Origin of the sequence: Ruegeria halocynthiae (genome assembly GCF_000743705.1) — a bacterium.
In the GTDB taxonomy this organism is placed as follows: Bacteria; Pseudomonadota; Alphaproteobacteria; order Rhodobacterales; family Rhodobacteraceae; genus Ruegeria; species Ruegeria halocynthiae_B.
In genome coordinates, this window is record NZ_JQEZ01000006.1 from 88,203 (window position 1) to 113,491 (window position 25,289).

Below are 25,289 nucleotides of genomic sequence, written 5' to 3' on the forward strand. Positions count from 1 at the left end.
ACGGGCAATGGCAGGGTCGTGAAGGCTCTGCCATTGCCTCTTTCCAGCCAAAGCCCTAGCTTATTGTTCAGTCTACAATAGCAAGGCATAAATTTAGTGGTTTCCCTCGTTCGTCGCGCAGCGCTGGCCGCGCTTTTCACCTCGTCATTCGCGCTTCCGGTTTTGTCGGATTCCGGTTCCGGAGCTTATCTGGCCGGGCGCCAGGCGGTCTTCCAGAACGATTACACAGCTGCCGAAAGCTACTATGCGCAGGCGCTGCGCGCTGATCCCGAAAATGCCAAGCTGCTGGAAAGCGTTGTCGTTGCCCGGCTGTCGCTGGGTGAAGTGCGGCGTGCGCTAACTGTTGCGCAGATGATCGAAGACCTCGAACTGCCAAGCCAGGCGTCCAAGATGGTTATCGCGGTCAATCTGGTTGCCGACGGAAAACTGGACGAATTGCTGGCCCGTGATCCCGAAACACAGGGCGTGGGGCCGCTGGTCGATGGGCTGATGCTGGGCTGGGCGCATATCGGGCAGGGTGAGATGACCCGCGCGATGGAGAAATTCGACGACGTCGCAACGCAGGAAGGTTTGCGTGAATTTGCGCTGTATCACAAGGCGCTGGCTCTGGCGTCTGTGGGGGATTTCGAAGGCGCCGAGGAGATTTTCTCGGCCAATGACAACCTTGTCGCCCGGTTCTCGCGCCGTGCGGCGCTGGCCAGGGCCGAAGTTCTGTCGCAACTGGATCGCAATCGGGATGCACTGCAGTTTCTGGACAAGGTCTTTGCCGTTGGCAGCGATCCCTCTATCGAAAACTATGTGACCCGCCTGAACGCAGGCGAAGTCCTGCCCTTTACCCATGTCCGCTCGGCGCAGGATGGGGTGGCCGAGGTGTTCTTTTCGGTTGGTGCGGCGCTCAGCGCTGAAGCCGCCCAGAACTATGTTCTGCTTTATACCCGGATTGCCGCCTTTCTACGCCCGGACCATGTCGATGCAATTCTGCTGAGCGCCGAGTTGCTGGACGCGATGGAGCAATATGATCTGGCCGTCGACGCTTACCGCATGGTTCCGGCTGACAGCATGGATTATCACGCGGCCGAACTGGGACGCGCCGAGGTTCTTGGCCGGTCGGGAAAAACCGAGGCCGCTGCCGAAGTGCTGCAAAATCTGGCTGCGCAGCGCCCGAACCTGCCCAGTGTACACGTCGCTCTGGCCGATCTGCAAAGGCGGCAGGAAGACTATGTGGCGGCTGTGGCAACCTACGACACCGCAATCAAGCTGACCGAGGACGGGGTGGGCGGGAATTGGTTCCTGCACTACGCGCGCGGCATCTCACACGAGCGCCTGAAGAACTGGGATCAAGCCGAGGTCGATTTTCGCCGCGCGCTGGAACTGAACCCGGACCAACCGCAGGTGTTGAACTATCTTGGCTATTCTCTGGTCGAACGGCAAGAAAAGCTGGATGAAGCGCTGAACATGATTGAACGCGCCGTCGCGGCGCGCCCGGACAGCGGCTTTATTGTCGACAGTCTGGGGTGGGTGCTCTTCCGTTTGGGCCGCTATGATGAAGCGGTCGAACATATGGAGCGCGCGGTCGAACTGATGCCCGTCGATCCGGTGGTGAACGATCACCTTGGCGACGTTTACTGGGCCGTAGGTCGCGCGCGTGAGGCTGAATTCCAGTGGAAACGCGCCCTGTCGTTTATCGACCTTGAAGACACCGATGGAGAGGCCGACCCTGAACGCATCCGCCGCAAGATCGAAATTGGTCTGGATGCGGTTCTGGCCGAAGAAGGCGCCGATCCCTTGAAGGTTGCCAATGAAGGTTGAGGCCTTCGCGCCCGCCAAAATCAATCTGACCCTGCATGTGACCGGCCAACGGGCGGATGGTTACCATCTGCTGGATTCGCTGGTGGTATTTGCAGATGTCGGCGACGGTTTGCAGTTTATGCCGGGCCCCGAATTGTCGATCTCGGTCACCGGAGAGCACGCGGCAGGCGTGCCAACGGACAACCGCAATCTGGTCTGGAAAGCGGCCGAAGCCGCCGGATGGACCGGGCATATAGATCTGAACAAAGTGCTGCCGCATGGTGGCGGCATTGGTGGCGGCTCGTCGGATGCGGCTGCGACCTTGCGGATGAGCGCGAATCAGGGATCAGGCGTTTCGCAGGGCATGGCGTTGTCGCTGGGTGCGGATGTGCCGGTTTGCATGGCCGCCAGCGCCACCCGGATGCGTGGGATTGGTGAACGGCTGGACCCAACGCCCTTGCCACAGCTGCCCGCTTTGCTGGTCAATCCCGGTGTCGCGGTTCCCACAGGATCGGTGTTTTCGGCGCTGGAAAGCCGTGACAACCCGCCCATGCCAGACGACATCCCGGCCTTTGAGGCACCCGAAGCCTGTGCTGCATGGCTACAGGATCAACGCAATGACCTTGAACCGCCCACCACAAGTCTGGCGCCGGATGTGGCCCGTGTTCTAAGCAATCTGTTCAGCACAAAAGAGGTTCTGCTGGCCCGTATGTCCGGCTCAGGCTCAACCTGTTTTGCGCTTTATCCAACGATGAAGGCCGCGCATTTTGCGGCCTATGAGATCGGCGCGGCGCACCCCGAATGGTGGTGCTGCGCGACGCAGCTCAATTAAGGCGCGAGACCACGTAATCCGCCAGATCACGCAGCAAAGTGCGAATCTCGTGATCGGGCAGCACATCCAATGAAGACTTCGCCTTGGCGGCCCAGTCGAATGCGTCTGACCGTGTGGCGTCTAGCGTGCCGTATTTCGCCATCAGGCTCAGCGCGTGGTCCAGATCGCCGTCTTCCTGACGGCCTCGGCCAATTGTGCGCTCCCAGAATGCATGTTCTTCGGCGGTGGCCTGTGCGACCGCTTTGATCACCGGCAGGGTCAGCTTGCGTTCGCGGAAATCGTCCCCGACATTCTTGCCGGTCGCCTTGCTGTCACCCTGATAATCCAGCAGATCATCGGCGATCTGGAACGCGATGCCCAGGGCGTCGCCATAATCAAACAGGGCTTTGACCTGATCCTCGGGCGCACCAGCGATCACGCCGCCGACCTCGGTCGCGGCGGAAAACAGCGCGGCAGTCTTGCCGCGCACGACCTGCAGATAAATCGACTCATCCGTGCCCAGATCGGTGGCGGCTGTCATTTGCAGCACCTCACCCTCGGCGATGGTGGCCGAGGCATTGGCCAGAATGTCCAGAACGCGCAGCGACCCGGTTTCAACCATCAGCTGGAAACTGCGGGAAAACAGGTAATCCCCCACCAGAACGCTGGATTTGTTGTCCCACAGCAAATTTGCCGTGGGCCGCCCGCGCCGTTGGGCGCTTTCATCCACGACATCGTCATGCAACAGGGTCGCGGTATGGATGAACTCAACCGTTGCGGCCAGCCGCACATGGTGGTCACCCGCATAGCCAAACAGCCGCGCCGCCGCCAGCGTCAGCATCGGGCGCAGGCGCTTGCCGCCCGCCTCGACCAGATGCGCCGTGACCTCGGGGATACGCGGTGCGTGCTCGGACGCCATACGCGTGCGGATCAGCGTATTCACCGCGTCCATTTCACCGGTCAGAATTTCTGCCAGCCGTTCATGCGGTTTTGAGATCGTGCCGATATTCATCACTCTCCTGATACAACGCTCGACTTCCGCCTCGCCTTGCCCTTACATCCATCCCCATGAAAGAACTATTGCGCAGCACCGATCCGACAATCCTGGCCTTTGCATCCGCCCTTCTTGAAGGCGAGGATATAGACTGCTTTCAGATGGACGTAAATATGAGCATCCTCGAAGGCGGCATCGGAATTTTCCCCCGCCGCCTGATGGTGCGCGCCGATGACCTGACCCGGGCGGAACGGGTGATGCGCGATAATGAGATTCCGCTGGGTCGATGACTCAGTTTGGTGATAGCGATCTGACCCGCAACGATTTTCTGGGCGGGCGTGTACGCCTGTGGCAACCCCGCGCGGGGTATAGGGCAGGGGTCGATCCGGTGTTGTTGGCGGCTGCGGTCCCGGCGGCAACGGGTCATACCGTGCTGGAACTTGGGTGCGGTGCCGGGGCGGCAATCCTGTGTTTGCAGGCGCGCGTGCCCGGTACGCAGGCCGTCGGGGTCGAGGTGCAGGCCGCTTATGCCGATCTGGCGCGTCGAAACGCCGCTGAGAACGCCGCGCCGCTGGAGGTGGTCGAGGCCGACCTCAGCGCCCTGCCGGCCCAGCTGAAACAGCGTCAGTTCGACCACGTAATCGCCAATCCGCCCTATTATCGCGCAGGCGCCCACAGCCCCGCCACGGACCATGGGCGCCGCCTGGCCCAGGGCGAAGACACGCCCCTGGATCGCTGGTTCGATACTGCGGCGAAACGTCTCGCGCCGCGCGGATATCTGCATATGATCCAGAAAGCCGACCGTCTGCCTGACATGCTGTCAGCCTGCGCAGGGCGGGTGGGATCGGTCGAGGTTCTGCCCCTGTCCCCACGGGTTGGCCGCAAGGCCGAGCTGGTGATTCTGCGCGCCAGAAAGGACGGTCGCGCGGGGTTTCAGCTGCACGCGCCGCTGATTATGCATGCCGGGGACCGCCACGAAAAAGACGGCGACAGCTATACGACCCAACTGTCTGGGGTGCTGCGCGACGGGGCCGCGATTTGTGATGCATTCGACCAATAGGCATTAACCAGCCGAATTTGTCGGATTTGTTACAGATTCTGTGCGTCTGCGGCGTGACAGGCTGGAAACGATGTGGTCAACTTCTTAGGTAAAACTCAGACACCAAAGAAGGAGTATCGCCATGAGCGTGAGCGCACATCTGACGGAACTGAAGAAAAAGCATGAAAATCTCGGTCTCGAAGTAGAGCAAGCCCAACGCGCACCTGGCATAGACGATCTCCATATTGCTCAACTCAAAAAGCAGAAACTTAGGCTGAAGGAAGAGATCGAGCGCTTATCCAGTTAACGTTTCATGCTGGCTCGCGCGGCAATGACCGCGCCGCCGGTGACTAAAACGGCCGTGATCGCCAGACCCCAAGACGGGGCGGCGATCCCGGCCAACACCAAAACAAGCGTAGACAACAGAGGCGCCGCATAGGACGCCGTACCTAATATCTGAATGTCGCCCTGCTTGACCCCGATATCCCAGACATAAAACGCCAGTCCCACCGGCCCCAGCCCCAATGCGGCGACCGATGCCCAGCCAAAGGCGCTGTTGGGCCAGACGGTGTCTTCGATGGCCAGATGCAGGGCAACAGATGCGATGGCCGTGGCGATACAGAATACAGCGACCGAACTGGTTGGCGTATCCCCTAACCGGCGTGATAAAACCGAATAGCCCGACCATGTCAGCGCACACAGCAGCGCCAAACCATAGCCCGGCAGGTGATTGGCCTGAAACCCGGCACTGCCACCCCCGGCGATGATCACGGCGGCCCCGGCAAAGCCAAGGCACGCGCCAATCAGATGCCCCGCGCGCAGGTGTTCACCCGGCAGCAGCCCGGAAAACAGCACGATCAGCAGCGGCCACAGATAGGCGATCAAACCGGCCTCGGCCGCCGGGGCCATGCGCAGGGCCGAGAAATACAGCGCGTGATAGCCAAACAGCCCAACGGTGCCGAACGCATAGGTGGTCCAGGGTACCGCGCGCAGGTGCCGCAGCCCGCCGCTGACCCCTGTCCAGATCAGGCCCAGCACGCCCCCGATTGAAAAGCAGATGGCGTTCAGCAGCAGCGGGGGTGTTGGGGTCGACCCCACTGTGAACAGGGCCAGCAAGGACCACAGCAGGACGGCGATGAACCCGATGGCGGTTGCGCGGGCTTTGGTCATTCAGCGGGCGACCTTCTCGACGGGGATGATTTCCATCTCCCCCCAGATATTTGCGGTTTTTTCGATTTCTGCCAGATACCAATCCCGAAACGCTGCGACCTGTGGCCGCTTCTCTGCACCCGGAAGGCAAAGAAATGAAAACCGGGCTTCAGTCTCAATCGCAATCTTGAAAGGCGTTACTAAGCGTCCTTCAAGAACATCTTTAATAAGTAACGGCCTGCGCCCCAGCAACACGCCTACACCTGCACAGGCTGCGTCGATGGAGTGTTCAACGTTCGAAAACCGCATACCATGTGGCTCAAACGCGTTGATTCCAATTGCGCGAAACCACGCTGGCCAATCGCAGGGAGGCGTAAGAAAGCTGTCATAATCGTTGATAACAAGGGGGGCACCGACAAGGCTTTCAGGGGTTGGAAACCGTTCTGCAAGGGCGGGGGACATAGCAGGGGTCAACCACTCTTTGCGCGCATGTACGGCATAAAGATTGTCATAGTTCCCATAACCGAAACGGATGGCGACATCGATGTCATCGCGCTGCAAGTCCACCATTTGGAGCGAGGTCGATATGCGTAGATTGATCTCGGGGTGAGCTGTGGCGAAATTATAAAGTCTCGGGGCCAGCCATTTTGCAGTAAGTGCAGGGCCTGCCGTAACGGTCAGGCTGGTTTCGTCCTGCAAACGCCGGGTCGCTTGCCAGGCAGCTTGGAGAGCGGCAAAGCCATCTGCCGTGCTGGGGGCCAGCGTGCGCCCTGCTTCTGTCAATTCCACAGCGCGGTTTAGGCGTCGGAACAAGGGGAGGCCCAGATGCTTCTCCAGCGATTTGATCTGAAAGGACAGCGCTGCCGGGGTGACGTGAAGCTCGGCGGCTGCTTTGGCAAAGGACATATGGCGCGCGGCGGCGTCGAAAGCCCGTAGGGCGGTCAAAGGGGGAAGGTTGTCGCTCATCTATACTCAAGAAATTCTTAACTGACGTTCGTAGAAAGCTCGTTTGTTGATTTGAAATTAGGGCGTATATTCAGATCAAGTCAAACAAATTTGAACTGAAAGGATGGCTGAAATGATCGAGATGACGACCAATCCCGCGACCGCTCGCGCCTTTCAGCGGGCCCATGCAGAGCGTGGCAAGCTAGTCAAACAGGCCCTGAACTGGTTATTCGGTTCCCGCTGAGCGCAGCGCGCGCGTTCTTACGGGATATAAGAAGGGCCGGTCCAAAAGGACCGGCCCGTTGTTCTGTTCTGCAGTCGTATCAGACGAAGAACTGCGCACCGTTGGCCGAAATTGTCGAACCATTGATGAATTGCGAATCGTCGGACGCCAGAAAGGCCACGCAGCGCGCGATTTCCTCGGGCTCACCCAAACGACCCGTCGGAATCTGGCTGATAATCGAATCGCGCACTTTTTCCGGAACCGCCATGACCATTTCGGTTGCGATATAGCCGGGACAGATTGCATTGGCGGTGATGCCCGCCCGCGCGCCCTCTTGCGCCAGCGATTTGACGATGCCCAGATCGCCCGCTTTGGTCGCAGCATAGTTCACCTGCGCGAACTGACCCTTCTGACCATTGATCGAGCTGATGACGATCACGCGGCCAAACTTGCGTTCGCGCATACCCGACCAGACGGGGTGAACGGTGTTGAACACTCCGGTCAGGTTGGTGTCGATCACCTGATGCCACTGTTCCGGGGTCATCTTGTGGAATGGTGCATCACGGGTAATGCCCGCATTGGCGACCACGATGTCTATGGCGCCGACCTCGGCCTCGACTTTTGCGATACCTGCTTTGGATTCCTCATAATCAGCGACGTTCCACTTGTACGTGGCGATGCCGGTTTCTTCGGTAAACTTTGCGGCGGCTTCATCATTGCCTGCGTAGGTGGCCGCAACATTGTAACCCTCGGCCTTTAGCGCCTTGGAAATTGCTGCGCCGATGCCGCGAGAGCCGCCGGTGACGAGTGCTGTACGTGCCATTTAAGAATCCTCCAAATTTAGTCGCCTTGGTAATTCTGTTACTCTGAGAGAGATTTGTGCGCAATATCGTTTCGTGTTCGTTTTGTCTTTCTGCTCGGCGATATTGTCGCAGCTATGGGATAAGACCCGATAGTAACAAAAAAGGGCGCCTCGTGGGCGCCCTTTTTCATTTAATTGTCAAAGCACTTAGTCGCGCTCCACACACAGGGCGACGCCCATGCCGCCACCGATGCACAGGGTCGCCAGACCCTTTTTCGCATCGCGGCGTTTCATTTCGAACAGCAGCGTGTTCAGAACGCGGCAACCGGATGCGCCGATCGGGTGGCCGATGGCAATTGCGCCGCCGTTGACGTTTACGATCGACGGATCCCAACCCATGTCCTTGTTCACAGCGCAGGCTTGGGCGGCAAAGGCTTCGTTGGCCTCAATCAGATCCAGATCGTCAACCGACCAGCCCGCTTTTTCCAGCGCCTTGCGCGAGGCATAGATCGGGCCGACGCCCATGATCGACGGGTCCAGACCGGCTGTCGCATAAGATGCGATGCGGGCCAGCGGCTCGATGCCGCGTTTTTCAGCGTTTTCGGCCGACATCAACAGGGTGGCCGCGGCACCGTCATTCAGACCAGACGCATTGGCAGCCGTGACCGAGCCATCCTTGGCAAAGGCAGGGCGCAGCTTGGCCATGGCATCCATGGTCGCGCCATGGCGGATGTATTCGTCGGCGTCCATCACCGTCTCACCCTTGCGGGTCTTGATGATGAAGGGCGTGATCTCATCCGCGAATTTGCCGGCTTTTTGCGCGGCTTCGGCCTTGTTTTGGCTGGCGACGGCAAACTCGTCCTGCATGTCGCGGCTGATCTGCCATTTTTCGGCGACATTCTCGGCGGTCTGACCCATGTGATAGCCGTTGAAAGCATCCCACAGGCCGTCGCGGATCATGGTGTCGATATATTTCATGTCGCCCATTTTCTGACCGGCGCGCAGCGCGGCGGCATGGGGCGAAAGGGTCATGTTTTCCTGGCCACCGGCGGCGACGATATCGGCGTCACCCAGTTGGATGTGTTGTGCACCCAACGCAACGGCGCGCAGGCCCGAGCCGCACACCTGGTTGATGCCCCAAGCCGCGCTTTCCTGCGGCAGACCGGCGTTGATATGCGCCTGACGGGCCGGGTTCTGGCCCTGAGCTGCGGTCAGAACCTGACCTAGGATGGTCTCGCTCACCTCGCCCTTTTCGATCCCGGCGCGTTCCACAACTGCTTCGAGCACAGCTGTGCCTAGATCATGCGCAGGGGTGTTTGCGAACGAGCCGCCAAAGCTGCCGACGCCTGTCCGTGCTGCGGATGCGATTACTACGTTGGTCATTTAGACAATCCTTTACCGTCAAGGTCCTGTGGGAACCGTGATGGCGCAGGCCGCAGAGGCATAGCCTCTGTGAACAAGAGCGCCTCATGATCCCCCGCTCCAACTGCTCATGGAATAGCGCAATGCTGCATTTGCAGCAACGGTCAGCTTGTCTCAGGCCGGATTCGGGGCAGCGTTTCGCGCCCTAGCTTCCTGTTTGTCGGGGTTTTTCGGCTTTCCACGGGGCCGAGACAGTTGGCGCGCCGAACAAATAACCCTGCAGACAGTCCACGCCGCTGGCCGCAAGGAATTCAGCGTCCTGCCGGGTTTCGACCGATTCGGCCGTCACCAGAATTTCGAATTCACGCGCAACTGCGATCAGCGCACGGACCAATGCCTGATTGTCGGGGTTTTCGCTGACGCCGCGAATGAACTGACCATCAATTTTGGCGGCGTCGAACAGAAACTCGCGAAAGTGGCGGAAACTGAAATTACTGGCACCGAAATCGTCCAGCGCAAAGGCTATGCCGCGTGGTTGCAGCCGATCCATGAAATCAATCACCAGATCGGGTAGGGTCATGGCCGAGCTTTCCGAGATTTCCAGAATCAACCGCTCGCCCAGATTGGTGTCTTTCTTCAAAAACCTCTCAAGCACACGGGTCCAGCGGGCGTATCCGATCGAGCGGGCGGACATGTTGATGGACAGGCGGATTTCGGGATTTCGGGCCAGCGTCCGCAGCCCCATTTCCAGGGCGACACAATCCAGTTCCCGGCCAATCGGCGTATTTTCCAACTGTGGCATGAATTCACGCGCGGGGATGACCCGCCCGGTTTCATCCAGCACCCGGATGAACCCTTCGTAAAAGGCCACGCCATGTGGTGCATGGGCCTGCATGACGGGTTGAAAGGCCAGCTTGCATTGTTTGTGTTTCACCGCCTCGGTCGCCATTTGAACCGTGGAGGTATCGCGGGATGCAACGGCCGCGTTCAACGGGTTTTCCGCATCCTTTGGCACATCTGCCAGTTTCCTGTCCCGCATGACTTTGCCATTTCCCTATACGTCGCCGGTCAGGGTCCGATTTCAGGGCAAACTTATGAATCTGCGGTTAAGGGGATCGAAAATCTTTGGCCGTGGCTTAGCGCGCGGTTTCCCACGCCCGACCCAAGGCTGCTGCTGCGCCGATCACGGCACCCATGAAACCCATGGCCATCATCGCGAACCCAAGCGCGATAATTGCAGCGCCGCCGCCGCCCAATGCGGTCAGCATCGCCAAAACCAGACCCGCCAATCCAAGTGCGGTGGAATAGGATGTCAAACGGGTCATGTCGGTCTCCGGCTACTCATTACATTTCACATCTGCTGAATATGGAATGCGAAAGCCGGTTTTCAAGGAAGGGGCCCGACGCGTCGGCGAAATTAAGCCTGTTTTGCCTGTGAGTTAGGCGTTTCTGCCTCGAATTGTTCGAATCCGGGCGTTCCGCGATCTTCGGGGTGCCGCGCCAGATGCCGCGCCTTGATCTGTTCAGAGTTGTCCCGGCTGCCATCGTGGCTGTACCCTGGCGGGGCAAAGCAATAGGCCAGCCGCTGGCGCAGGGTCAGGCCGGGCTGGGTTGCGTCGCGCCAGATGCCGACCCATTCGTGAAAGGCCACGCGCAGCGGGTTGAAGGTGCCGATGTTGTGCACCAGCCCGTAATCAACGCGGTCGTCCTCCTGTTCGGGCACAAAGGTTCCGAACAACTTGTCCCAGATGATGAAGACCCCGGCATAGTTGCAATCCAGATAACGCGCGTTGCGACCGTGATGGGCGCGGTGGTGGCTGGGCGTGTTCATTACCGCCTCGAACCAGCGGGGCATTTTGCCGATCGCCTCGGTGTGAATCCAGAATTGGTAGATCAGGTTCAGACCACCCACAAACAGCACCATCGCCGGATGGAACCCCAGCAGGATCAGCGGCGCGCGCACCACCATCATGAAAGTGAACGTATAGGTCCAGGTCTGCCGCAGCGCCGTGGTCAGGTTGTAATGTTGCGAGCTGTGGTGATTCACATGGCTGGCCCAGACCCAGCGAATGCGGTGCCCGAACCGATGCACCCAGTAATAGCGCAGGTCATCCACCACAAAACACAGGATGATCACCGGGATCGAGGTGCCCAGATTCAACGGTGTGATCTGCCATAGCCACATGAAAAACGCGTAGGCAATAAACCCCAGCGCAAACCCCGAGGCGATGTTTCCCGCCCCCATAACCAACGAGGTCACGGCATCGCGCGTTTCATACCGCCCGCCGCGACCCCTGAGGGCGATCCACAGAAACTCGGCCAGAATGGCGGCGATGAAGAAGGGAACGGCCCATTGCACGGCGTCCGGAAATGTCACGTGATCGGTCATGCGGGCTCCATCAGGTGTCGCCAGTGACGGCGCTCGAATTCATCAAGGCGGATGATCACTTTGGGTGTGCCAAAGTCATGGAACTGCACCTCAAACCCCTGCGGATGTTCCATCCAATCGAAATCCAGCAGGTGCCGGGCCACTGTATCGGCCCCAAAGGACCACAGCAGGCCATTGCCGGAATTGGTGCGGATCAGGGCCGAATGCCTGTCATGCGCAACGGTGATGTCGATGATCACATCGTCAGGTGCATGGCGCAGCCATTCCGACCGCGCGATATCGGGGGTCAGTTCGCGCACGCGCGACCGCCCCGTCAGGTGCAGCGTCACCGTTACCCCAACGATGCCCCCGACCACCAGAACCAGCAGTATTTCAAGCGGCATTCCGTCCTCCCGCCTGACAGAGTGCAAAGCGGCAAGGATGCTGTCAAAGGTGGCGTGGCGTCAGCCTGTTTCCAGACTGTCCAGAACCTCGTGCTGGACGACCCGATTGACAAAGGGCACCAACCCGTCGGGGCCGGATGCCCGGTCCTTGAGGTGAATGCAGATATCGGGCCTGCGGGCGGCTATGATGCCGACCATTTCGCCGCGTATCTTGTCGTCCAGACCTGCCCCCATGATGGCGCAGGTGATTTTGGGTTCATCGTCCAGTTGCCGCCGCACCTCATCCGGGTCATGTGCGCCCAGCCACTGGATCGGCAGGTGATCCAACTGTCGTGCCACATCACCGATTACATTTGGCAGTCTCCCGATCAGCAAAACCACTGGTTTCATTGTAGCCTCCTCTTAAGTTAACTCCGTTGAGGGCTATTTGCTAAGGATGAGGCGAGTATAGCACGAGAAGGCCGGTATTTGGATCGATTGAAATCACCGGCATTTGTACGAGGGGCTTATTCTTGAAAAATGTTCTTTTCGTCTGTGGAAAAGCCCGGATGCGCAGTCCAACTGCAGCCGACATAGTGGCCGAATGGCCCGGTTTCATTACGGACTTTGCCGGACTCAGCCGGGATGCTGATGAAATGCTCTCATCGGAACAGGTTGAATGGGCAGATTTAATAGTCGTGATGGACCGGCGCCAAAAGAAGCGGTTGAATGATCAATTCGGCCATCTTGTGGGGAACACCAAGACCGTCGTTCTTGGAATCCCTGATCGCTTTGAATACATGGCGCCCGCTTTGGTCGATCTCATGATGCCAAAGCTGCGCCAAGTATTGGGTGTTCCGGACTAGCTCTCAGCACCCACCAGCGTTGAGATGATCGCCTTGGCGCTGTCCGAATTCCATTCGGCGTCGCCAATCAGACGGGCAATTTCCTGACCTTCAGGGTCCAGGATAACCGTGATCGGCAGGGCGATCACACCGAATTCCCGTGCCGCTGCCGAGCTGGGGTCCTGATGGCGGGGCAGGTTGTCGATGCCGTTTTCTTCGAAAAACTTCTTGATCCCAGCGGGGGTGTTGCGCCCGGTGGCCAGGGTCAGGACCTGAAACTTGTCGCCGCCAAATTCTTGCTGCAACTCGGCGATCTGGGGCATTTCCTTGCGGCAGGGCGCACACCAGGTGGCCCAGAAGTTCACCAGAACGTATTTGCCGCGATAATCTTCCAGCGTGCCAACGCCGCTGTCATCTTCCAACTGGAATTCGATTGTTTTGGCGGCTTTCGGCTCTTTGTGCAGGATCAGCCGTTTCAGTGTGCCATCGCGCAGCGGTGCCAAAGTATCGGCATCTGCGGCCAACGCCGCATTTGCACCCAGCGCAAGGGCCATATAAAGGGGGATCAGACGAAATAGGCGCATATCAACTCCGGGTTTTCTTACATGACCGATCAATCTTCGAACCAGATGTGGGGCGGCCGCTTTGCCGCCGGTCCAGACGCGATCATGGAGGCAATCAATGCCTCGATCGGGTTCGATCAGCGGATGGCAGCCCAGGACATCGCAGGCTCGCGCGCCCATGCCGCCATGTTGGCTGCCACAGGCGTTATAACTGATAATGATGCGCAGGCCATTCGGGAAGGGCTGCTCACAGTCTTGTCAGAAATTGAGCGGGGTGAATTCCAGTTTTCCACCGCGCTGGAAGACATCCACATGAATGTCGAAGCCCGGTTGAAAGAAATCATCGGCGAACCTGCGGGCCGTTTGCACACAGGTCGTTCGCGCAATGATCAGGTCGCCACCGATTTCAGATTGTGGGTCCGTGATCAGCTGGACGCGGCTGAGACTGGCCTGCTGGCCCTGATCCGCGCGCTTTTGGCGCAGGCCGAGGCCGGGGCAGATTGGGTCATGCCCGGTTTCACTCATATGCAAACAGCGCAGCCGGTCACCTGGGGCCATCACATGCTGGCCTATGTCGAGATGTTCGGCCGCGATCTGTCCCGCGTCCGCGATGCCCGTGCCCGGATGAACGAATCCCCGCTGGGTGCCGCGGCATTGGCCGGGACGTCCTTTCCCATCGACCGCCACATGACAGCCGAAGCCCTGGGTTTTGACCGCCCCGCCGCAAATTCGCTGGATGCAGTCAGCGACCGGGATTTTGCGCTCGAGTTTCTGTCCACCGCCTCGATCAGTGCCATGCACCTGTCGCGTTTTGCCGAAGAACTGGTGATCTGGTCGTCGGCCCAGTTTCGTTTTGTGGCGCTGTCGGACCGGTTCTCGACCGGCTCGTCGATCATGCCGCAAAAGAAAAACCCCGATGCGGCGGAACTGATCCGTGCCAAGGTGGGCCGGATTTACGGCGCGAATACGGGTCTGATGATGGTGATGAAGGGCCTGCCGCTGACCTATTCCAAGGACATGCAGGAAGACAAGGAACAGGTCTTTGACGCCGCAGACAGCTGGATGCTGGCGCTGGCAGCGATGGAAGGCATGGTCGGGGACATGACCGCCAATCGTGAAAGTCTGGCGGCGGCTGCGGGATCGGGGTTCTCGACCGCGACCGATCTGGCCGACTGGCTGGTGCGGGTGCTGGGCCTGCCGTTCCGCGACGCGCACCACATCACCGGATCGCTGGTGGCCATGGCCGAGGGCAAGGGCTGCGACCTGCCGGACCTGAGCCTGGATGAAATGCAATCGGTCCACGCCGATATCGCAAATGACGTCTATTCTGTTCTTGGCGTCGATAATTCAGTACACTCTCGCCAGTCTTATGGTGGCACAGCCCCCGATCAGGTCCGTGCCCAGGTCAAGCGATGGAAGGCGCTGGTGTGATGCGAATACTACGTGTGATCCTTTTGGTCTCGGCCGGGGCGGCCCTGGCCGGGTGTGGCGCGGACGGTGAACCCATTCACCCCACCATGAGCGCAAATGTCGGCGTTGGCAGCGGTGGCACCTACGTCGGCGGCGGCGTAGGGCTGCAGCGTGGCGGGCTGGGCGTTTATCTGGGGCTTTGAACCCGGCAGAGATTGCGTTGTCGCGGCAGCGCACCTATGTGAACGGCATGATCGGCCCAGTGCCGAAGCCTTTGGTAAAAGACCGCGAATATGAAAATCATTGGCCTGATCCTGTCTCTCGCTGTTCTTGCGGCCTGCGATCCGTCTTACAAACCGCGCCCTGAACCGGCCGCCGCTTCGGGCGGTTCCGGGATTTCGATCTCGGGCTATGGCAGGGTTGGCGTTTCGACCAAAAGGTGAGGGGGCCCCGTGGTTCCGTGCGGAATCCATTGATCCGCCCTGCGGTTTTGGTCTAAGCGCGCAGTCATGGATCACTTTCTGTACCGCGACGGCGCGCTTTACGCCGAGGATGTCCCGATTTCCGAAATCGCAGCTGCGGTCGGAACCCCGTTTTATGTCTATTCCACAGCCACGCTGCTGCGGCATTTCAAGCTGTTTGACGACGCGTTGGAAGGCACCGATCACCTTGTCTGCTATGCGATGAAGGCTGCCAGCAATCAGGCGATCCTGAAAACGCTGGCGCAGGCGGGTGCGGGGATGGATGTGGTCTCGGGCGGTGAATACCTGCGCGCCAAGGCGGCAGGCGTGCCCGGCGACCGGATCGTGTTTTCAGGCGTTGGCAAAACGGCGGATGAGATTCGCACCGCGCTGAGCGGCGGCATCCGCCAGTTCAACGTGGAATCCGAGCCTGAGATGGAAGTGATCAACGCTGTTGCGCTGGAACTGGGCGTGATTGCGCCGATCACCGTGCGGGTGAACCCGGACGTGGACGCCAAGACCCATGCCAAGATCGCCACCGGCAAGTCCGAGAACAAATTTGGCATCCCGATTGCCCGCGTGTCCGAGGTTTACGCCCACGCCGCCAGCCTGCCGGGGCTGAAGGTGATCGGCATCGACGTCCACATCGGCTCACAACTGACCGAGTTGGAGCCGTTCGAGCTGGCCTATACCAAAGTGGCCGAGCTGACCGAGCAGCTGCGCGCCGAAGGGCACGATATTCGCCGTCTGGATCTGGGCGGGGGCTTGGGCATCCCATATACGCGGGCCAATGATGCGCCGCCGCTGCCGGTGGAATACGGCGCGTTGATCAAGAAAACATTGGGACATCTGGGCTGCGAGATCGAAATTGAGCCGGGCCGCCTGATCGCGGGAAACGCGGGGCTGATGGTCAGCAAGGTGATCTATGTGAAATCCGGCGAAGGCCGCGATTTCCTGATCCTGGACGGGGCGATGAACGATCTGATCCGCCCTGCCATGTACGAGGCGCACCATGATATCGTTGCGGTGAAAGAAGCCGCGCCGGGGGTCGAGCAGCAGCCCTATGACATCGTTGGTCCGGTGTGTGAATCCGGCGATACCTTTGCCAAACAGCGTAACATGCCACCGCTTGCGCCGGGTGATCTGGTCGCTTTCCGCAGCGCAGGTGCTTATGGCGCGGTGATGGCCAGCGAATACAATACCCGCCCCCTGATCCCCGAGGTGTTGGTGCATGGGGATCAATTTGCAGTTATTCGTGAACGGCCAAGCTTTGACGAAATCATAAACCGCGATACCATACCCGGGTGGCTGTGACGCGATAACCGCGCGGGCCCGATCAGGAGGCCCGCCTTGAGCGTAAGACAAACCCTGCCGATCCCAAAACTGTCCCTGTGGCTGACGCACGCAGGGATGCTGGCCGAGCAGGTTTTGCGCGCATTCTGGCCCTTTTTGTCGGTTTTCATGGCGATTCTGGCCGCATTGATGCTGGGCTTGCAGGATTACGTCAGGATCGAAATCGTCTGGATCGTTGGTGCGGTCGCATTGATCGGCTTGCTGGTCACGCTGATCATGGGTGCGCGGCGATTCCATTTCCCTTCACGAACCCAGGCGCTGATGCGTTTGGATGAGACCCTGCCGGGGCGCCCGATTCAGGCCCTGATGGATGATCAGGCCATTGGCGCGCTGGACGCGGATTCGGTGGCGCTGTGGCGTGCACATCAGGACCGGATGACGCAAAACGTTGCACGGGCGGAGCCGGTCAAACCGGACCTGCGGCTGGCGGATCGCGATCCCTATGCCCTGCGGTATTCGGCGTTGCTGGCGTTGGTAATAGCCGCTTTGTTCGGATCGTTCTGGCGCATCGGATCTGTGGCCGAGATGGCACCCGGCGCGGCTGTGGCCGGGCAGGGGCCCAGTTGGGAAGGCTGGGTGGAACCGCCCCGCTATACTGGCCTGCCGACACTGTATCTGGCGGATCAGTCCGATCCGACTCTGTCGATCCCGCAAGGCAGCCGTATCACCCTGCGGTTTTACGGTGAGGTTGGCGCGCATAGCTTGACGGAAAATGCCTCGCCTCTGGGCGCTGAAAATGCGACCGATCCGGAACAGGAATTTGTCGCGGAGCGTTCAGGGCAGCTGTCGATTCAAGGCCCATTGGGGCGTGACTGGGCGCTGGATGTAACGGCCGACACCGCCCCCGAAATCAGCGCGGTAGGCGTGGCCGAGGCCGAAGCGGGCGGGCAGATGAAGCTGCCCTTTGCAGCCCGCGACGATTATGGCGTTGTCTCTGGCTCGGCAATCATCGAACTGGATCTGGCGTCGGTTGATCGCGTCTATGGCTTGGTACCCTCGCCCGAACCACGCGACGTGATCGAGGTTGAGCTGCCGATGCCCATCGCCGGCGACCGCGCAGATTTCACCGAAGACCTGATTGAGGATTTTTCACAGCACCCCTGGGCGCATCTGCCGGTCCGGATCACTCTGATGGCCCGCGATGCGGCGGATCAGGAAACCCAATCGGAACCCTATCAAACCGCACTGCCCGCGCGGCGGTTCTTTGATCCGCTGGCGGCGGCGGTCATCGAACAGCGCCGCGACCTTCTGTGGACGCGGGAAAACGCGCCGCGTGTGGCTCAGCTGTTGCGGGCGGTGTCTCATTTGCCAGAGGGGTTTTTCCGGTCGGACACAGCCTATCTGCGCCTGCGCGTCACCCTGCGGCGGCTTGAGACGTTCAATGAATACGGCCTGAAACCGGAGCAACAGGCAGAAATTGCCCAGGCGCTTTGGGATTTGGCTGTGCTGATTGAGGACGGCACTCTGGCCGATGCGCTGGAACGTATGCGCCGCGCGCAGGAGCGTTTGACCGAAGCCATGCAGAACGGCGCATCCGACGAAGAGATCGCCGAGTTGATGCAGGAGCTGCGCGATGCAACGCAAGATTATATGCGCCAACTTCAGCGGCTGGCGCAGGAAAACAACGATGGTGAACCTCAGCAAGGTCAGAATGGCGAAACCCTGCAGATGACGCAGGACGATCTGCAACGGATGATGGACCGCATTCAGGAGCTGATGGAACAGGGCCGCATGGCCGAGGCGCAGCAGGCGCTGGAAGAGTTCCAGCAGATGATGGAAAACATGCGCGTCACCCAGGGCCAGGGTCAGGGCCAGCAATCCGAGGGTCAGCAGGCCATGGAAGGTCTGGCAGAAACCCTGCGCGAACAACAAGGGCTAAGCGATCAGGCGTTCCGCGACCTTCAGGAACAATTCAACCCCGGCGCGCAGGCTGGCGAAAGTCAGGGCAACGAAGGCCGCTCGGGCGGTCAAGGCCGTGGCCAAAGCCATGAAGGGCAAGGCGGTCAGGGTCAGGGCTCGGACCAGGCGGGCGAAGGTCAGCAAGGTCAGGGATCACTGGCAGATCGTCAGCAGGCCCTGCGGGATGAGCTGAATCGCCAGCAGCAGAACTTGCCCGGTTCCGGAACGCCTGGCGGCGAAGATGCGCGCGATGCGCTGGGCCGTGCGGGCCAGGCGATGGACGACGCCGAAGAGGCGCTGCGCGGCGACGATCTGGCCGAAGCCATCGACCGTCAGTCCGAGGCGATGGAAGCCCTGCGCGAAGGGATGCGGTCATTGGGCGAGGCATTGGCCGAGAACCAGCAAAACCAGCCGGGTCAGGGCGCGCAGGACGGCGATATGCAGGCCAACAACCGCGATCCGCTGGGCCGCAGCCCGGGCGCGAATGGGTCAATCTCGACCGACGAAGGTTTGTTGCAAGGCGAAGACGTCTATCGCCGCGCCCGCGAACTGCTGGACGAAATCCGCCGCCGCACCGGCGAGACGGACCGGCCCCAAATCGAACTGGAATACCTCAAACGTCTGCTTGAAAGGTTCTAGGCGTCAGAATCAGCGGCTCAGTTCTGCGCTGCTGATCCAGTCTGTGTCTCAAGCCAGACACGCGCCTGATCCACAAGCGATACATATGAGTTAAGCATCGGGTCTGCCTGTGGCACGGCATCGCTAATCTGCTGGGCGTTGCTATAGACCAGCAGCAGGATGATACCGATGATGACGATCAGGGCGAAGCCACGCAGAAACCCGCTGCGCGGCTTGACAGCAGCCGGTTCCGCCGCCTCAGCCTGATCGGATGCGCTGTCGCTCAGCAGGCTGGAATTGATCGCCTCGACATCGGGCAGCACATCCTTTTGACCTGCGTCAGATGACGTCTCGCTGGCCACCAGCTCTTTGGCGGCCTGTTCTTCCGGGTCAGGTTCGGGTGGGGCATCCAGTGCCAGATCGGGCTGGCTTTCCAGGCTCTCGCCTTCCTGCGCCCGCAGATCGGCCTCTCTTGCGGCTTCTTCTTTCAGGATGCTGGCAACGGCCGGATCGACATTTTTTGCCGTCGCCGGTTTTTCGGCTGGGGCCTCGGGTTCGGGATCAACCTCTGGTTCGGGTGTGGGTTCAGGGTCAGCCTGCGCCTCAGGTTCCGCCGCATTGGGCTCAGGCTCTGCCATTTCGGGTTCAGGCTCTGCCTTTTGGGGTTCGGGCTCAGCCGTTGCCGGATGTTTGGCCTGAAACCAGGTTTTTTCACAATTCGAGCATTGAACATCGCGGCCATCCTCGGGGATGACCTCGTCGGGAACCTCGTATTGGGCACTGCAATTCGGACAAGTAAGACGCATGCTGCCTCCCGGTCGGGGTGCCGACCTGATAATAGTTTTTTCAGGGATGATATTCCGTTAAGACCTGACAGCAAAGGGTGTTTTCGGTATCACGGTTCAAGTGTCACCAATTCGACCCGGTGCAGGCATTGAAACCGCAACCGCGCTCGGGCATGAAGAGCGGCGAAAAAATTGGGGGCCCTTGTGATCGAGCTGGAAAATGTCAGCTACACCTATGGCGGTGGTGAGTTGCTGAGCAATGTATCACTTCAGCTGCAACCGGGGTCATTTCACTTTTTGACCGGCCCGTCAGGCGCAGGAAAAACAACGCTGTTGAAACTGTGTTACGGCGCGCTTTTGCCCACATCGGGGCGGCTTAGCGCGTTTGAACAGGATATCGCCGGTCTGGATCGGGATCAGATGGCCCTGTTGCGCCGCCGGATCGGCGTGGTCCATCAGGATTGCCAGTTTCTGGACCATATGACTTTGGCGGAAAACGTCGCACTTCCCTTGATGGTGTCGGGCCGCGCCGAACCTGCCCAGCGTGAAGACCTGAGTGAATTGTTGAACTGGGTCGGGCTGGGCGCACGTCTGGATTCGCACCCGCCCGAATTGTCCGGCGGCGAACGTCAGCGCGCGGCGCTGGCGCGGGCGGTGATCCTGTCACCTGACGTGGTTTTAGCTGACGAACCGACGGGAAACGTGGATTGGGACATGTCACAACGCTTGTTGCGCCTGCTGGTCGAACTGAACCGGATGGGCAAGACCGTTCTGATTGCCACCCATGATCTGAGCCTGATCCGCGCTGCCAAAAGTCAGGTCCAAGCCCGCGTCCTGCGTATTTCACAGCGCCAGATTCAACTGGCGGGGGCGGATCTATGAGCAACGGAAACATCCGAAGCCTGCTGCGGCAGGACAAGCGCGCCGACCGGGTTGTGCCGCCCACAGGTTATACCGCGCATCTGACCCTGTTCGTGTCGGGCGCGATGGCATTTCTGGCCGTGTTTGCGATGGCTCTGTCGTTGGCCTCGGGCCGTTTGGCCGACCGCTGGGCGACTGAGCTGGCCGGGGCCGCAACCCTGCGCATCAACGCCCCGGCAGAACAGCTTGCTGCGCAAACTCAGGCCGCGCTTGAAGTTCTTGGGCAGACCCCGGGCGTTGCCTCGGCCCGGGCGTTGACGGCTGAGGAACAAGCTGCGCTGCTGTCCCCGTGGTTCGGGCCGGATGTGCCGCTGGACACGCTGCCGGTGCCGCAGTTGATCGAAATCATCGAAGGCGAACCGGGGTTGGATGCGGTTGGTCTGCGCCTGCGATTGGGGGCCGAGGTTCCGGGCGCGGTGCTGGACGACCACACACGCTGGCGCGAACCGTTGGTGGATGCGGCGATGTCCCTGCGACGGCTGGGCTGGGTGTCGATCCTGCTGATCGGAGGTGCGACGGCGGCGATGATCACGCTGGCGGCGAATGCCTCATTGGCGGCGAATGCCCAGATCATCGAGGTTCTGCGACTGGTTGGCGCGCGCGACAGCTTCATCGCCCGCGCCTTTGTGCGCCGCTTTACCTACCGCGCATTCTTTGGCGCAATGGTCGGGATGCTGCTTGGCATGTTCGGTGTGCTGCTGCTGCCCGAAGCCACAGATGAGGGCGGGTTTCTGACCGGTCTTGGATTTCAGGGGGCGGGCTGGCTTTGGCCGGTGCTGATCCCAGTGTTGGGCGCGGCGGTGGCCTTTTTTGCCACCTGGACCGCCGCCAGCCGTAAACTGAAGGAGCTTTCGTGATGGCAACAGCCTTTCAATGGGTTCGTTCGCTGATCTTCATGATCACGATTTATGTGTGGATGCTGATCCTGGGGATTGTGTTCGCCCCATACGCTCTGTTTACCAAACGCGGTGCATTGCAGGCCTGCAAGACCTATGCGCGTACGACGATGTGGCTGGCCCGCTGGATGGTTGGCATCCGCTGCGAAGTGCGCGGAAACGTCCCGGTCGAAGAAGTCGTGATCGGCGCTAAACATCAGTCCTTTCTGGACATCATCATCATTTTCAACGCCATACCGCACGGCAAATTCATCATGAAGCGGGAACTGCTGTGGACGCCGATCATCGGTCTTTATGCCCGCAGGCTTGGGTGTATTCCGGTGGATCGCGGCAAAAAGGGCGCAGCTGTTGCCAAAATGGTCAAGGATGTCGCCAAGGAATTCACGGAACCCGGCCAGCTTGTGATCTACCCACAGGGCACGCGGGTCGCGCCGGGGGTGCAGAAGCCCTATAAGGTCGGCACCGCCGTCTTGTATGAGGGGCTTGGCTTTCCCTGTGTCCCGGTGGCCACCAATGCGGGCGTCTTTTGGCCACGCACCGGTGTCCTGCGCAAACCCGGCCTGGCGATTGTTGATTTTCTTGACCCGATCGAGCCGGGCGTCGCACGGGCGGCGTTTCTTGGACAGCTGGAAGACGTGATTGAAACACGGTCCAACGCCTTGATGAAAGAAGTGGGGTTTGATCCGCATGGAGTACATTGACGACATCGCCACGCTTGAGGGGCTTTACGGCACCCCCGGCGCACCCGCGCTGTGCAAGGTGGCACATCGACTAACCCCGCTTTATCGCAAATGGATCATGACATCGCGGCTGTGCATTATTGGCACTGTCGGCCCCGAAGGTGTCGACAGCAGTCCGCGCGGCGACGACGGCCCTGTTGTGCTTGAGCTTGATCCCAATACGCTGGCCCTGCCGGATTGGCGCGGTAACAACCGTCTGGACAGCCTGCGCAACATCGTGCGCGATCCGCGTGTATCCTTGTTATTTCTGGTGCCTGGATCGAACTCTGTAGTGCGTCTGAACGGATCCGCCCGGTTGACCGCGGATGAGGGGCTGCGCGCGCGGTTCGAAAAGCAAGGGAAACGCCCGGCCACCGTCATCGTCATCGAGATCGCAGAAATATACACCCAATGCGCCCGCGCCCTGATGCGCGCCCGGACTTGGACCAGTGGCGATGAAACCAAAGACTTGCCTTCTGTCGGTGAAATCCTGTCCGAGATGACCAAAGGCGAAGAAGGCGGCACACGCTATGACAATGAATGGGGGGCACGCGCCGCCAAAACGATGTGGTAGGTTAGGCCGGGCTTGCGGTCATGGATTGGAACATTGCCTTTACTTCGTCCACGCTGATGTTCAGCCCCTTTGCCAGCTTTTGCACGAACACCGACTCGCTTTGGGCCAGATTGCCGTCCGCGCCGACGATCATCAGCGTGGCCTGCATGACCAGACGTTTCTGTTCATTGCTCAACCCCCGGCCGAAGGCTGCGAATTGGGCATCGGTCGGTTTGACCTCGGCCATGTCGTACATGCGGCGTATGCGGGCATCGTCAAAGTTCTCGCCAGTCATTTGCTTGGCGATGTCGGCCATCATGGCGATCTCGGATGTATCCAGCTGACCATCTGCCTTGGCGGCATGGCACATAGCGTCCATCGCCTGAATCGCGGCCGGAGCTGCAGCCCCCATTTCCGATTGGCGCTGTCTTTTTCGTGCAGATCGACCAGCCGTCTTTACACCTGCGATGGCCAGCAGGATCGCAATTGCCCCCAGCCCCCAAAAGCCCGAGATCATATCGTTGAGCGACATCACCGGCTGGTCCGGCAGATCACTGGGGAAATCGCCCAAAGCTTTGCCCAATTCCAGCTTGTCTGCGGACAATCTGTAAAAGCTGTCGCTGTCGCACCCATTCGGGGCCAGAACATAACCCTTTGAGCTGCGCCAGACTCCTGCGAACAGGATATGCGTCTTTTCAGTCAGGTGGCACAATGCAAGCGTTTGCCCGGTATCGTCTTGAATTTCGGTCTCGGCGATCAGACTCATCTGCTCCGAAGTGCCCGAAACACCGCCGCCACGTTTGGCGTGGGCCTCGTGGCCGAAGAACATGGTCATGAACAGCGCTGCCGCGCAATATGTGAGAAATCGCATAGTTAGCCTCAATAATAAGAACCGCATAAAGTACGTCTATCACTTTGAAATCAACTCAAAGCAGATCAATTTTGAGGCGAGATGACGTCAGCAAAAAGGCGGGCGCAATGGCCCGCCTTTCACTTGATACCTGTTGTTGCCGTCAACTGTGGATCGGCCCGTCCCCGCAGGCCAGCGCGGCTTCGCGCACGGCCTCGGAATAGGTCGGGTGGGCGTGGCAGGTCAGTGCGAGGTCTTCGGCGGACGCGCCGAATTCCATTGCCACGCAGACCTCATGGATCAGATCACCTGCTGACGGGCCAATGATATGCGCGCCCAGAATGCGGTCTGTTTCGGTGTCAGCCAAAATCTTGACGAACCCATCGGCGGCAAAATTGGCCTTGGCACGGCCATTGCCCATGAACATGAACTTACCGACCTTATAGGCGCGGCCCTGTTCCTTGAGCGTCGCTTCGGTCTCGCCCACATTGGCGACCTCGGGCCAGGTGTAGATCACGCCCGGAATGACGCCATAGTTCACATGACCATGCTTGCCTGCGACCTGCTCGGCGGCAGCCATGCCTTCATCCTCGGCCTTGTGGGCCAGCATCGGTCCTTCGGTTACATCGCCGATGGCGTAGATGCCCGGCACGTTGGTCTGCCAGTCTGCGCCCACCTTGATCTGGCCGCGCGGTGTCATCTCGACCCCCAGCGCCTCCAGCCCCAATCCGTCCGAGAACGGCTTGCGCCCGGTGGCGACCAGCACGGTATCGGCGTCGATCACATGCTCGCTGTCGTCCTTGAGCAGCTTATACGTCACCTTTGCCTTGGTCTTGGTCGCTTCGGTCTTTTGCACCGCCGCACCCATGACAAATTTCAGACCCTGTTTCTTGAGGATGCGCTGGAAGGTCTTCTGCACCTCGGGGTCCATGCCCGGCGTGATTTCCTTGAGGAATTCGATCACCGTCACCTCAGCCCCCAACCGGCTGTAGACCGAGCCCAGCTCAAGCCCGATGACGCCCGCGCCAATCACCACCATCTTTTTCGGAATCTTGCCCAGCGACAGCGCCCCGGTCGAGGTCACGACAACCTTTTCATCCACCTCAACCCCCGGCAGCGCCGATGGCTCGGACCCGGATGCGATGATGATGTTCTTGGCCTCGTGCACCTCATCCCCGACCTTGACCTGACCGGCGGCGGGGATCGAACCCCAGCCTTTCAGCCAGTCGATCTTGTTCTTCTTGAACAGGAACTCGATGCCCTTGGTGTTGCCGTCGATGGTTTCTTCCTTGTAGGCCTGCATCTGCTTCCAGTCGACCGAGGGGCTTTTGCCCTTCAGGCCCATCTTTACAAAGTTATGCTCGGCCTCATGCAGTTGGTGGCTGGCGTGCAGCAGTGCCTTGGATGGAATGCAGCCCACGTTCAGGCAGGTGCCACCCAACGTCTCGCGCCCTTCGACCACAGCGGTTTTCAATCCCAGCTGAGCGCAGCGGATGGCGCAGACATAGCCGCCGGGGCCGGCACCGATTACGATAACGTCATAGTTTGCCAT

29 protein-coding genes are annotated in these 25,289 nt (G+C 59.9%); 15 read left to right on the forward strand and 14 right to left on the reverse strand.

Annotated features, from left to right (window positions below; genetic code table 11):
• The first annotated feature begins 96 nt into the window (after positions 1 to 96).
• Entirely contained in the window at positions 97 to 1,809 is a 1,713-nt protein-coding gene (locus JT51_RS18965) for a tetratricopeptide repeat protein (protein WP_037316646.1), read from the forward strand.
• Positions 1,799 to 2,620, forward strand: coding sequence for a 4-(cytidine 5'-diphospho)-2-C-methyl-D-erythritol kinase (locus JT51_RS18970; protein WP_037316649.1), 822 nt, complete (start codon positions 1,799 to 1,801; stop codon positions 2,618 to 2,620). Before JT51_RS18965 ends, JT51_RS18970 begins: the two co-directional genes overlap by 11 nt.
• On the opposite strand, the gene JT51_RS18975 is transcribed toward JT51_RS18970, so the two are convergent.
• Positions 2,613 to 3,611 carry a polyprenyl synthetase family protein gene (locus tag JT51_RS18975; protein WP_037316652.1) on the reverse strand — a complete coding sequence of 333 codons (999 nt, stop codon included), beginning with the start codon at positions 3,609 to 3,611 and terminating at the stop codon, positions 2,613 to 2,615. The two genes, JT51_RS18970 and JT51_RS18975, sit on opposite strands and share 8 nt — an antisense overlap.
• 56 nt (positions 3,612 to 3,667) lie before the next feature.
• Between JT51_RS18975 and JT51_RS18980 the strand changes: the two genes are divergently transcribed.
• The 3 genes from JT51_RS18980 to JT51_RS21605 all read left to right on the forward strand — a co-directional run bounded on the left by JT51_RS18980 (position 3,668) and on the right by JT51_RS21605 (position 4,939).
• On the forward strand, positions 3,668 to 3,883 hold the full coding sequence (locus JT51_RS18980) for a DUF2007 domain-containing protein (protein WP_037316655.1): 216 nt from the start codon (positions 3,668 to 3,670) through the stop codon (positions 3,881 to 3,883).
• A complete protein-coding gene (locus tag JT51_RS18985) occupies positions 3,880 to 4,653 on the forward strand; it encodes a tRNA1(Val) (adenine(37)-N6)-methyltransferase (protein ID WP_037316658.1) in 774 nt (257 codons plus the stop codon). The genes JT51_RS18980 and JT51_RS18985 overlap by 4 nt, the downstream gene beginning before the upstream one ends.
• Positions 4,654 to 4,774: 121 nt before the next feature.
• Positions 4,775 to 4,939: a YdcH family protein gene (locus JT51_RS21605; protein ID WP_081894745.1), complete on the forward strand. Its 165-nt coding sequence runs from the start codon at positions 4,775 to 4,777 to the stop codon at positions 4,937 to 4,939.
• Here JT51_RS21605 and JT51_RS18990 read toward each other — a convergent pair.
• From JT51_RS18990 to JT51_RS19030, 9 genes are all read right to left on the reverse strand, one after another.
• Complete coding sequence (locus JT51_RS18990) at positions 4,936 to 5,802, reverse strand: DMT family transporter (RefSeq protein ID WP_037316661.1); 867 nt, start codon at positions 5,800 to 5,802, stop codon at positions 4,936 to 4,938. The two genes, JT51_RS21605 and JT51_RS18990, sit on opposite strands and share 4 nt — an antisense overlap.
• Entirely contained in the window at positions 5,803 to 6,747 is a 945-nt protein-coding gene (locus JT51_RS18995; protein WP_037316664.1) for a transcriptional regulator GcvA, read from the reverse strand.
• Between the two features lie 302 nt (positions 6,748 to 7,049).
• Positions 7,050 to 7,772 (reverse strand): acetoacetyl-CoA reductase, encoded by a 723-nt coding sequence (phbB, locus tag JT51_RS19000; RefSeq protein ID WP_037316667.1) that lies wholly within the window; start codon positions 7,770 to 7,772, stop codon positions 7,050 to 7,052.
• Positions 7,773 to 7,958: 186 nt separating this feature from the next.
• Complete coding sequence (locus JT51_RS19005) at positions 7,959 to 9,134, reverse strand: acetyl-CoA C-acetyltransferase (RefSeq protein WP_037316670.1); 1,176 nt, start codon at positions 9,132 to 9,134, stop codon at positions 7,959 to 7,961.
• Between the two features lie 184 nt (positions 9,135 to 9,318).
• Positions 9,319 to 10,152, reverse strand: coding sequence for an EAL domain-containing protein (locus tag JT51_RS19010; protein WP_037316673.1), 834 nt, complete (start codon positions 10,150 to 10,152; stop codon positions 9,319 to 9,321).
• Positions 10,153 to 10,249: 97 nt separating this feature from the next.
• A complete protein-coding gene (locus JT51_RS19015) occupies positions 10,250 to 10,438 on the reverse strand; it encodes a hypothetical protein (protein WP_037316676.1) in 189 nt (62 codons plus the stop codon).
• 92 nt (positions 10,439 to 10,530) lie between these two features.
• Positions 10,531 to 11,502, reverse strand: a complete 972-nt coding sequence (locus JT51_RS19020; RefSeq protein ID WP_037316679.1) for a sterol desaturase family protein — start codon at positions 11,500 to 11,502, stop codon at positions 10,531 to 10,533.
• Positions 11,499 to 11,885, reverse strand: coding sequence for a hypothetical protein (locus tag JT51_RS19025; RefSeq protein WP_037316682.1), 387 nt, complete (start codon positions 11,883 to 11,885; stop codon positions 11,499 to 11,501). Before JT51_RS19025 ends, JT51_RS19020 begins: the two co-directional genes overlap by 4 nt.
• 60 nt (positions 11,886 to 11,945) lie before the next feature.
• On the reverse strand, positions 11,946 to 12,275 hold the full coding sequence (locus JT51_RS19030) for a hypothetical protein (RefSeq protein WP_037316684.1): 330 nt from the start codon (positions 12,273 to 12,275) through the stop codon (positions 11,946 to 11,948).
• Between the two features lie 122 nt (positions 12,276 to 12,397).
• On the opposite strand from JT51_RS19030, the gene JT51_RS19035 reads away from it, so the two are divergent.
• On the forward strand, positions 12,398 to 12,730 hold the full coding sequence (locus tag JT51_RS19035; protein WP_037316687.1) for a hypothetical protein: 333 nt from the start codon (positions 12,398 to 12,400) through the stop codon (positions 12,728 to 12,730).
• Here JT51_RS19035 and JT51_RS19040 read toward each other — a convergent pair.
• Entirely contained in the window at positions 12,727 to 13,293 is a 567-nt protein-coding gene (locus tag JT51_RS19040; protein ID WP_037316690.1) for a TlpA disulfide reductase family protein, read from the reverse strand. The genes JT51_RS19035 and JT51_RS19040 overlap by 4 nt on opposite strands.
• Positions 13,294 to 13,314: 21 nt before the next feature.
• On the opposite strand from JT51_RS19040, the gene argH reads away from it, so the two are divergent.
• The 5 genes from argH to JT51_RS19060 all read left to right on the forward strand — a co-directional run bounded on the left by argH (position 13,315) and on the right by JT51_RS19060 (position 19,034).
• Positions 13,315 to 14,703, forward strand: coding sequence for an argininosuccinate lyase (gene argH / locus JT51_RS19045; RefSeq protein ID WP_037316693.1), 1,389 nt, complete (start codon positions 13,315 to 13,317; stop codon positions 14,701 to 14,703).
• Positions 14,703 to 14,885, forward strand: coding sequence for a hypothetical protein (locus tag JT51_RS19050; protein WP_051927654.1), 183 nt, complete (start codon positions 14,703 to 14,705; stop codon positions 14,883 to 14,885). Before argH ends, JT51_RS19050 begins: the two co-directional genes overlap by 1 nt.
• Before the next feature lie 90 nt (positions 14,886 to 14,975).
• Positions 14,976 to 15,125 carry a hypothetical protein gene (locus tag JT51_RS22115; protein ID WP_200876123.1) on the forward strand — a complete coding sequence of 50 codons (150 nt, stop codon included), beginning with the start codon at positions 14,976 to 14,978 and terminating at the stop codon, positions 15,123 to 15,125.
• Positions 15,126 to 15,191: 66 nt separating this feature from the next.
• Entirely contained in the window at positions 15,192 to 16,457 is a 1,266-nt protein-coding gene (gene lysA / locus JT51_RS19055) for a diaminopimelate decarboxylase (protein WP_037316696.1), read from the forward strand.
• Between the two features lie 36 nt (positions 16,458 to 16,493).
• Complete coding sequence (locus tag JT51_RS19060) at positions 16,494 to 19,034, forward strand: TIGR02302 family protein (protein WP_235216210.1); 2,541 nt, start codon at positions 16,494 to 16,496, stop codon at positions 19,032 to 19,034.
• A 17-nt stretch (positions 19,035 to 19,051) separates the two neighbouring features.
• Here the strand turns inward: JT51_RS19060 and JT51_RS19065 are convergent, their stop codons facing one another.
• Positions 19,052 to 19,819 (reverse strand): zinc-ribbon domain-containing protein, encoded by a 768-nt coding sequence (locus JT51_RS19065; protein WP_037316701.1) that lies wholly within the window; start codon positions 19,817 to 19,819, stop codon positions 19,052 to 19,054.
• 183 nt (positions 19,820 to 20,002) lie between these two features.
• Between JT51_RS19065 and JT51_RS19070 the strand changes: the two genes are divergently transcribed.
• From JT51_RS19070 to JT51_RS19085, 4 genes are read left to right on the forward strand one after another with little or no spacing between them, the layout of a single operon-like run.
• Positions 20,003 to 20,680: a cell division ATP-binding protein FtsE gene (locus tag JT51_RS19070; protein WP_037316703.1), complete on the forward strand. Its 678-nt coding sequence runs from the start codon at positions 20,003 to 20,005 to the stop codon at positions 20,678 to 20,680.
• Complete coding sequence (locus tag JT51_RS19075) at positions 20,677 to 21,576, forward strand: cell division protein FtsX (RefSeq protein ID WP_037316705.1); 900 nt, start codon at positions 20,677 to 20,679, stop codon at positions 21,574 to 21,576. Before JT51_RS19070 ends, JT51_RS19075 begins: the two co-directional genes overlap by 4 nt.
• Positions 21,576 to 22,316 (forward strand): lysophospholipid acyltransferase family protein, encoded by a 741-nt coding sequence (locus JT51_RS19080; RefSeq protein ID WP_037316707.1) that lies wholly within the window; start codon positions 21,576 to 21,578, stop codon positions 22,314 to 22,316. Before JT51_RS19075 ends, JT51_RS19080 begins: the two co-directional genes overlap by 1 nt.
• Positions 22,303 to 22,908, forward strand: a complete 606-nt coding sequence (locus JT51_RS19085) for a pyridoxamine 5'-phosphate oxidase family protein (protein WP_037316709.1) — start codon at positions 22,303 to 22,305, stop codon at positions 22,906 to 22,908. The genes JT51_RS19080 and JT51_RS19085 overlap by 14 nt, the downstream gene beginning before the upstream one ends.
• 1 nt (position 22,909) lies before the next feature.
• On the opposite strand, the gene JT51_RS19090 is transcribed toward JT51_RS19085, so the two are convergent.
• Both JT51_RS19090 and lpdA read right to left on the reverse strand, forming a co-directional pair.
• Positions 22,910 to 23,758 carry a TerB family tellurite resistance protein gene (locus JT51_RS19090; RefSeq protein ID WP_160175200.1) on the reverse strand — a complete coding sequence of 283 codons (849 nt, stop codon included), beginning with the start codon at positions 23,756 to 23,758 and terminating at the stop codon, positions 22,910 to 22,912.
• Between the two features lie 142 nt (positions 23,759 to 23,900).
• Positions 23,901 to 25,289, reverse strand: coding sequence for a dihydrolipoyl dehydrogenase (gene lpdA, locus JT51_RS19095; RefSeq protein WP_037316713.1), 1,389 nt, complete (start codon positions 25,287 to 25,289; stop codon positions 23,901 to 23,903).

Bases quoted from the DNA above. Each gene is read 5' to 3' on its own strand.
- JT51_RS18970 (WP_037316649.1), top strand. From the start codon at position 1,799: ATGAAGGTTGAGGCCTTCGCGCCCGCCAAAATCAATCTGACCCTGCAT.
- JT51_RS18975 (WP_037316652.1), bottom strand. From the start codon at position 3,611: ATGAATATCGGCACGATCTCAAAACCGCATGAACGGCTGGCAGAAATT.
- JT51_RS18980 (WP_037316655.1), top strand. From the start codon at position 3,668: ATGAAAGAACTATTGCGCAGCACCGATCCGACAATCCTGGCCTTTGCA.
- JT51_RS18985 (WP_037316658.1), top strand. From the start codon at position 3,880: ATGACTCAGTTTGGTGATAGCGATCTGACCCGCAACGATTTTCTGGGC.
- JT51_RS21605 (WP_081894745.1), top strand. From the start codon at position 4,775: ATGAGCGTGAGCGCACATCTGACGGAACTGAAGAAAAAGCATGAAAAT.
- JT51_RS18990 (WP_037316661.1), bottom strand. From the start codon at position 5,802: ATGACCAAAGCCCGCGCAACCGCCATCGGGTTCATCGCCGTCCTGCTG.
- JT51_RS18995 (WP_037316664.1), bottom strand. From the start codon at position 6,747: ATGAGCGACAACCTTCCCCCTTTGACCGCCCTACGGGCTTTCGACGCC.
- phbB (WP_037316667.1), bottom strand. From the start codon at position 7,772: ATGGCACGTACAGCACTCGTCACCGGCGGCTCTCGCGGCATCGGCGCA.
- JT51_RS19005 (WP_037316670.1), bottom strand. From the start codon at position 9,134: ATGACCAACGTAGTAATCGCATCCGCAGCACGGACAGGCGTCGGCAGC.
- JT51_RS19010 (WP_037316673.1), bottom strand. From the start codon at position 10,152: ATGCGGGACAGGAAACTGGCAGATGTGCCAAAGGATGCGGAAAACCCG.
- JT51_RS19015 (WP_037316676.1), bottom strand. From the start codon at position 10,438: ATGACCCGTTTGACATCCTATTCCACCGCACTTGGATTGGCGGGTCTG.
- JT51_RS19020 (WP_037316679.1), bottom strand. From the start codon at position 11,502: ATGACCGATCACGTGACATTTCCGGACGCCGTGCAATGGGCCGTTCCC.
- JT51_RS19025 (WP_037316682.1), bottom strand. From the start codon at position 11,885: ATGCCGCTTGAAATACTGCTGGTTCTGGTGGTCGGGGGCATCGTTGGG.
- JT51_RS19030 (WP_037316684.1), bottom strand. From the start codon at position 12,275: ATGAAACCAGTGGTTTTGCTGATCGGGAGACTGCCAAATGTAATCGGT.
- JT51_RS19040 (WP_037316690.1), bottom strand. From the start codon at position 13,293: ATGCGCCTATTTCGTCTGATCCCCCTTTATATGGCCCTTGCGCTGGGT.
- argH (WP_037316693.1), top strand. From the start codon at position 13,315: ATGACCGATCAATCTTCGAACCAGATGTGGGGCGGCCGCTTTGCCGCC.
- JT51_RS19050 (WP_051927654.1), top strand. From the start codon at position 14,703: ATGCGAATACTACGTGTGATCCTTTTGGTCTCGGCCGGGGCGGCCCTG.
- JT51_RS22115 (WP_200876123.1), top strand. From the start codon at position 14,976: ATGAAAATCATTGGCCTGATCCTGTCTCTCGCTGTTCTTGCGGCCTGC.
- lysA (WP_037316696.1), top strand. From the start codon at position 15,192: ATGGATCACTTTCTGTACCGCGACGGCGCGCTTTACGCCGAGGATGTC.
- JT51_RS19065 (WP_037316701.1), bottom strand. From the start codon at position 19,819: ATGCGTCTTACTTGTCCGAATTGCAGTGCCCAATACGAGGTTCCCGAC.
- JT51_RS19075 (WP_037316705.1), top strand. From the start codon at position 20,677: ATGAGCAACGGAAACATCCGAAGCCTGCTGCGGCAGGACAAGCGCGCC.
- JT51_RS19080 (WP_037316707.1), top strand. From the start codon at position 21,576: ATGGCAACAGCCTTTCAATGGGTTCGTTCGCTGATCTTCATGATCACG.
- JT51_RS19085 (WP_037316709.1), top strand. From the start codon at position 22,303: ATGGAGTACATTGACGACATCGCCACGCTTGAGGGGCTTTACGGCACC.
- JT51_RS19090 (WP_160175200.1), bottom strand. From the start codon at position 23,758: ATGCGATTTCTCACATATTGCGCGGCAGCGCTGTTCATGACCATGTTC.
- lpdA (WP_037316713.1), bottom strand. From the start codon at position 25,289: ATGGCAAACTATGACGTTATCGTAATCGGTGCCGGCCCCGGCGGCTAT.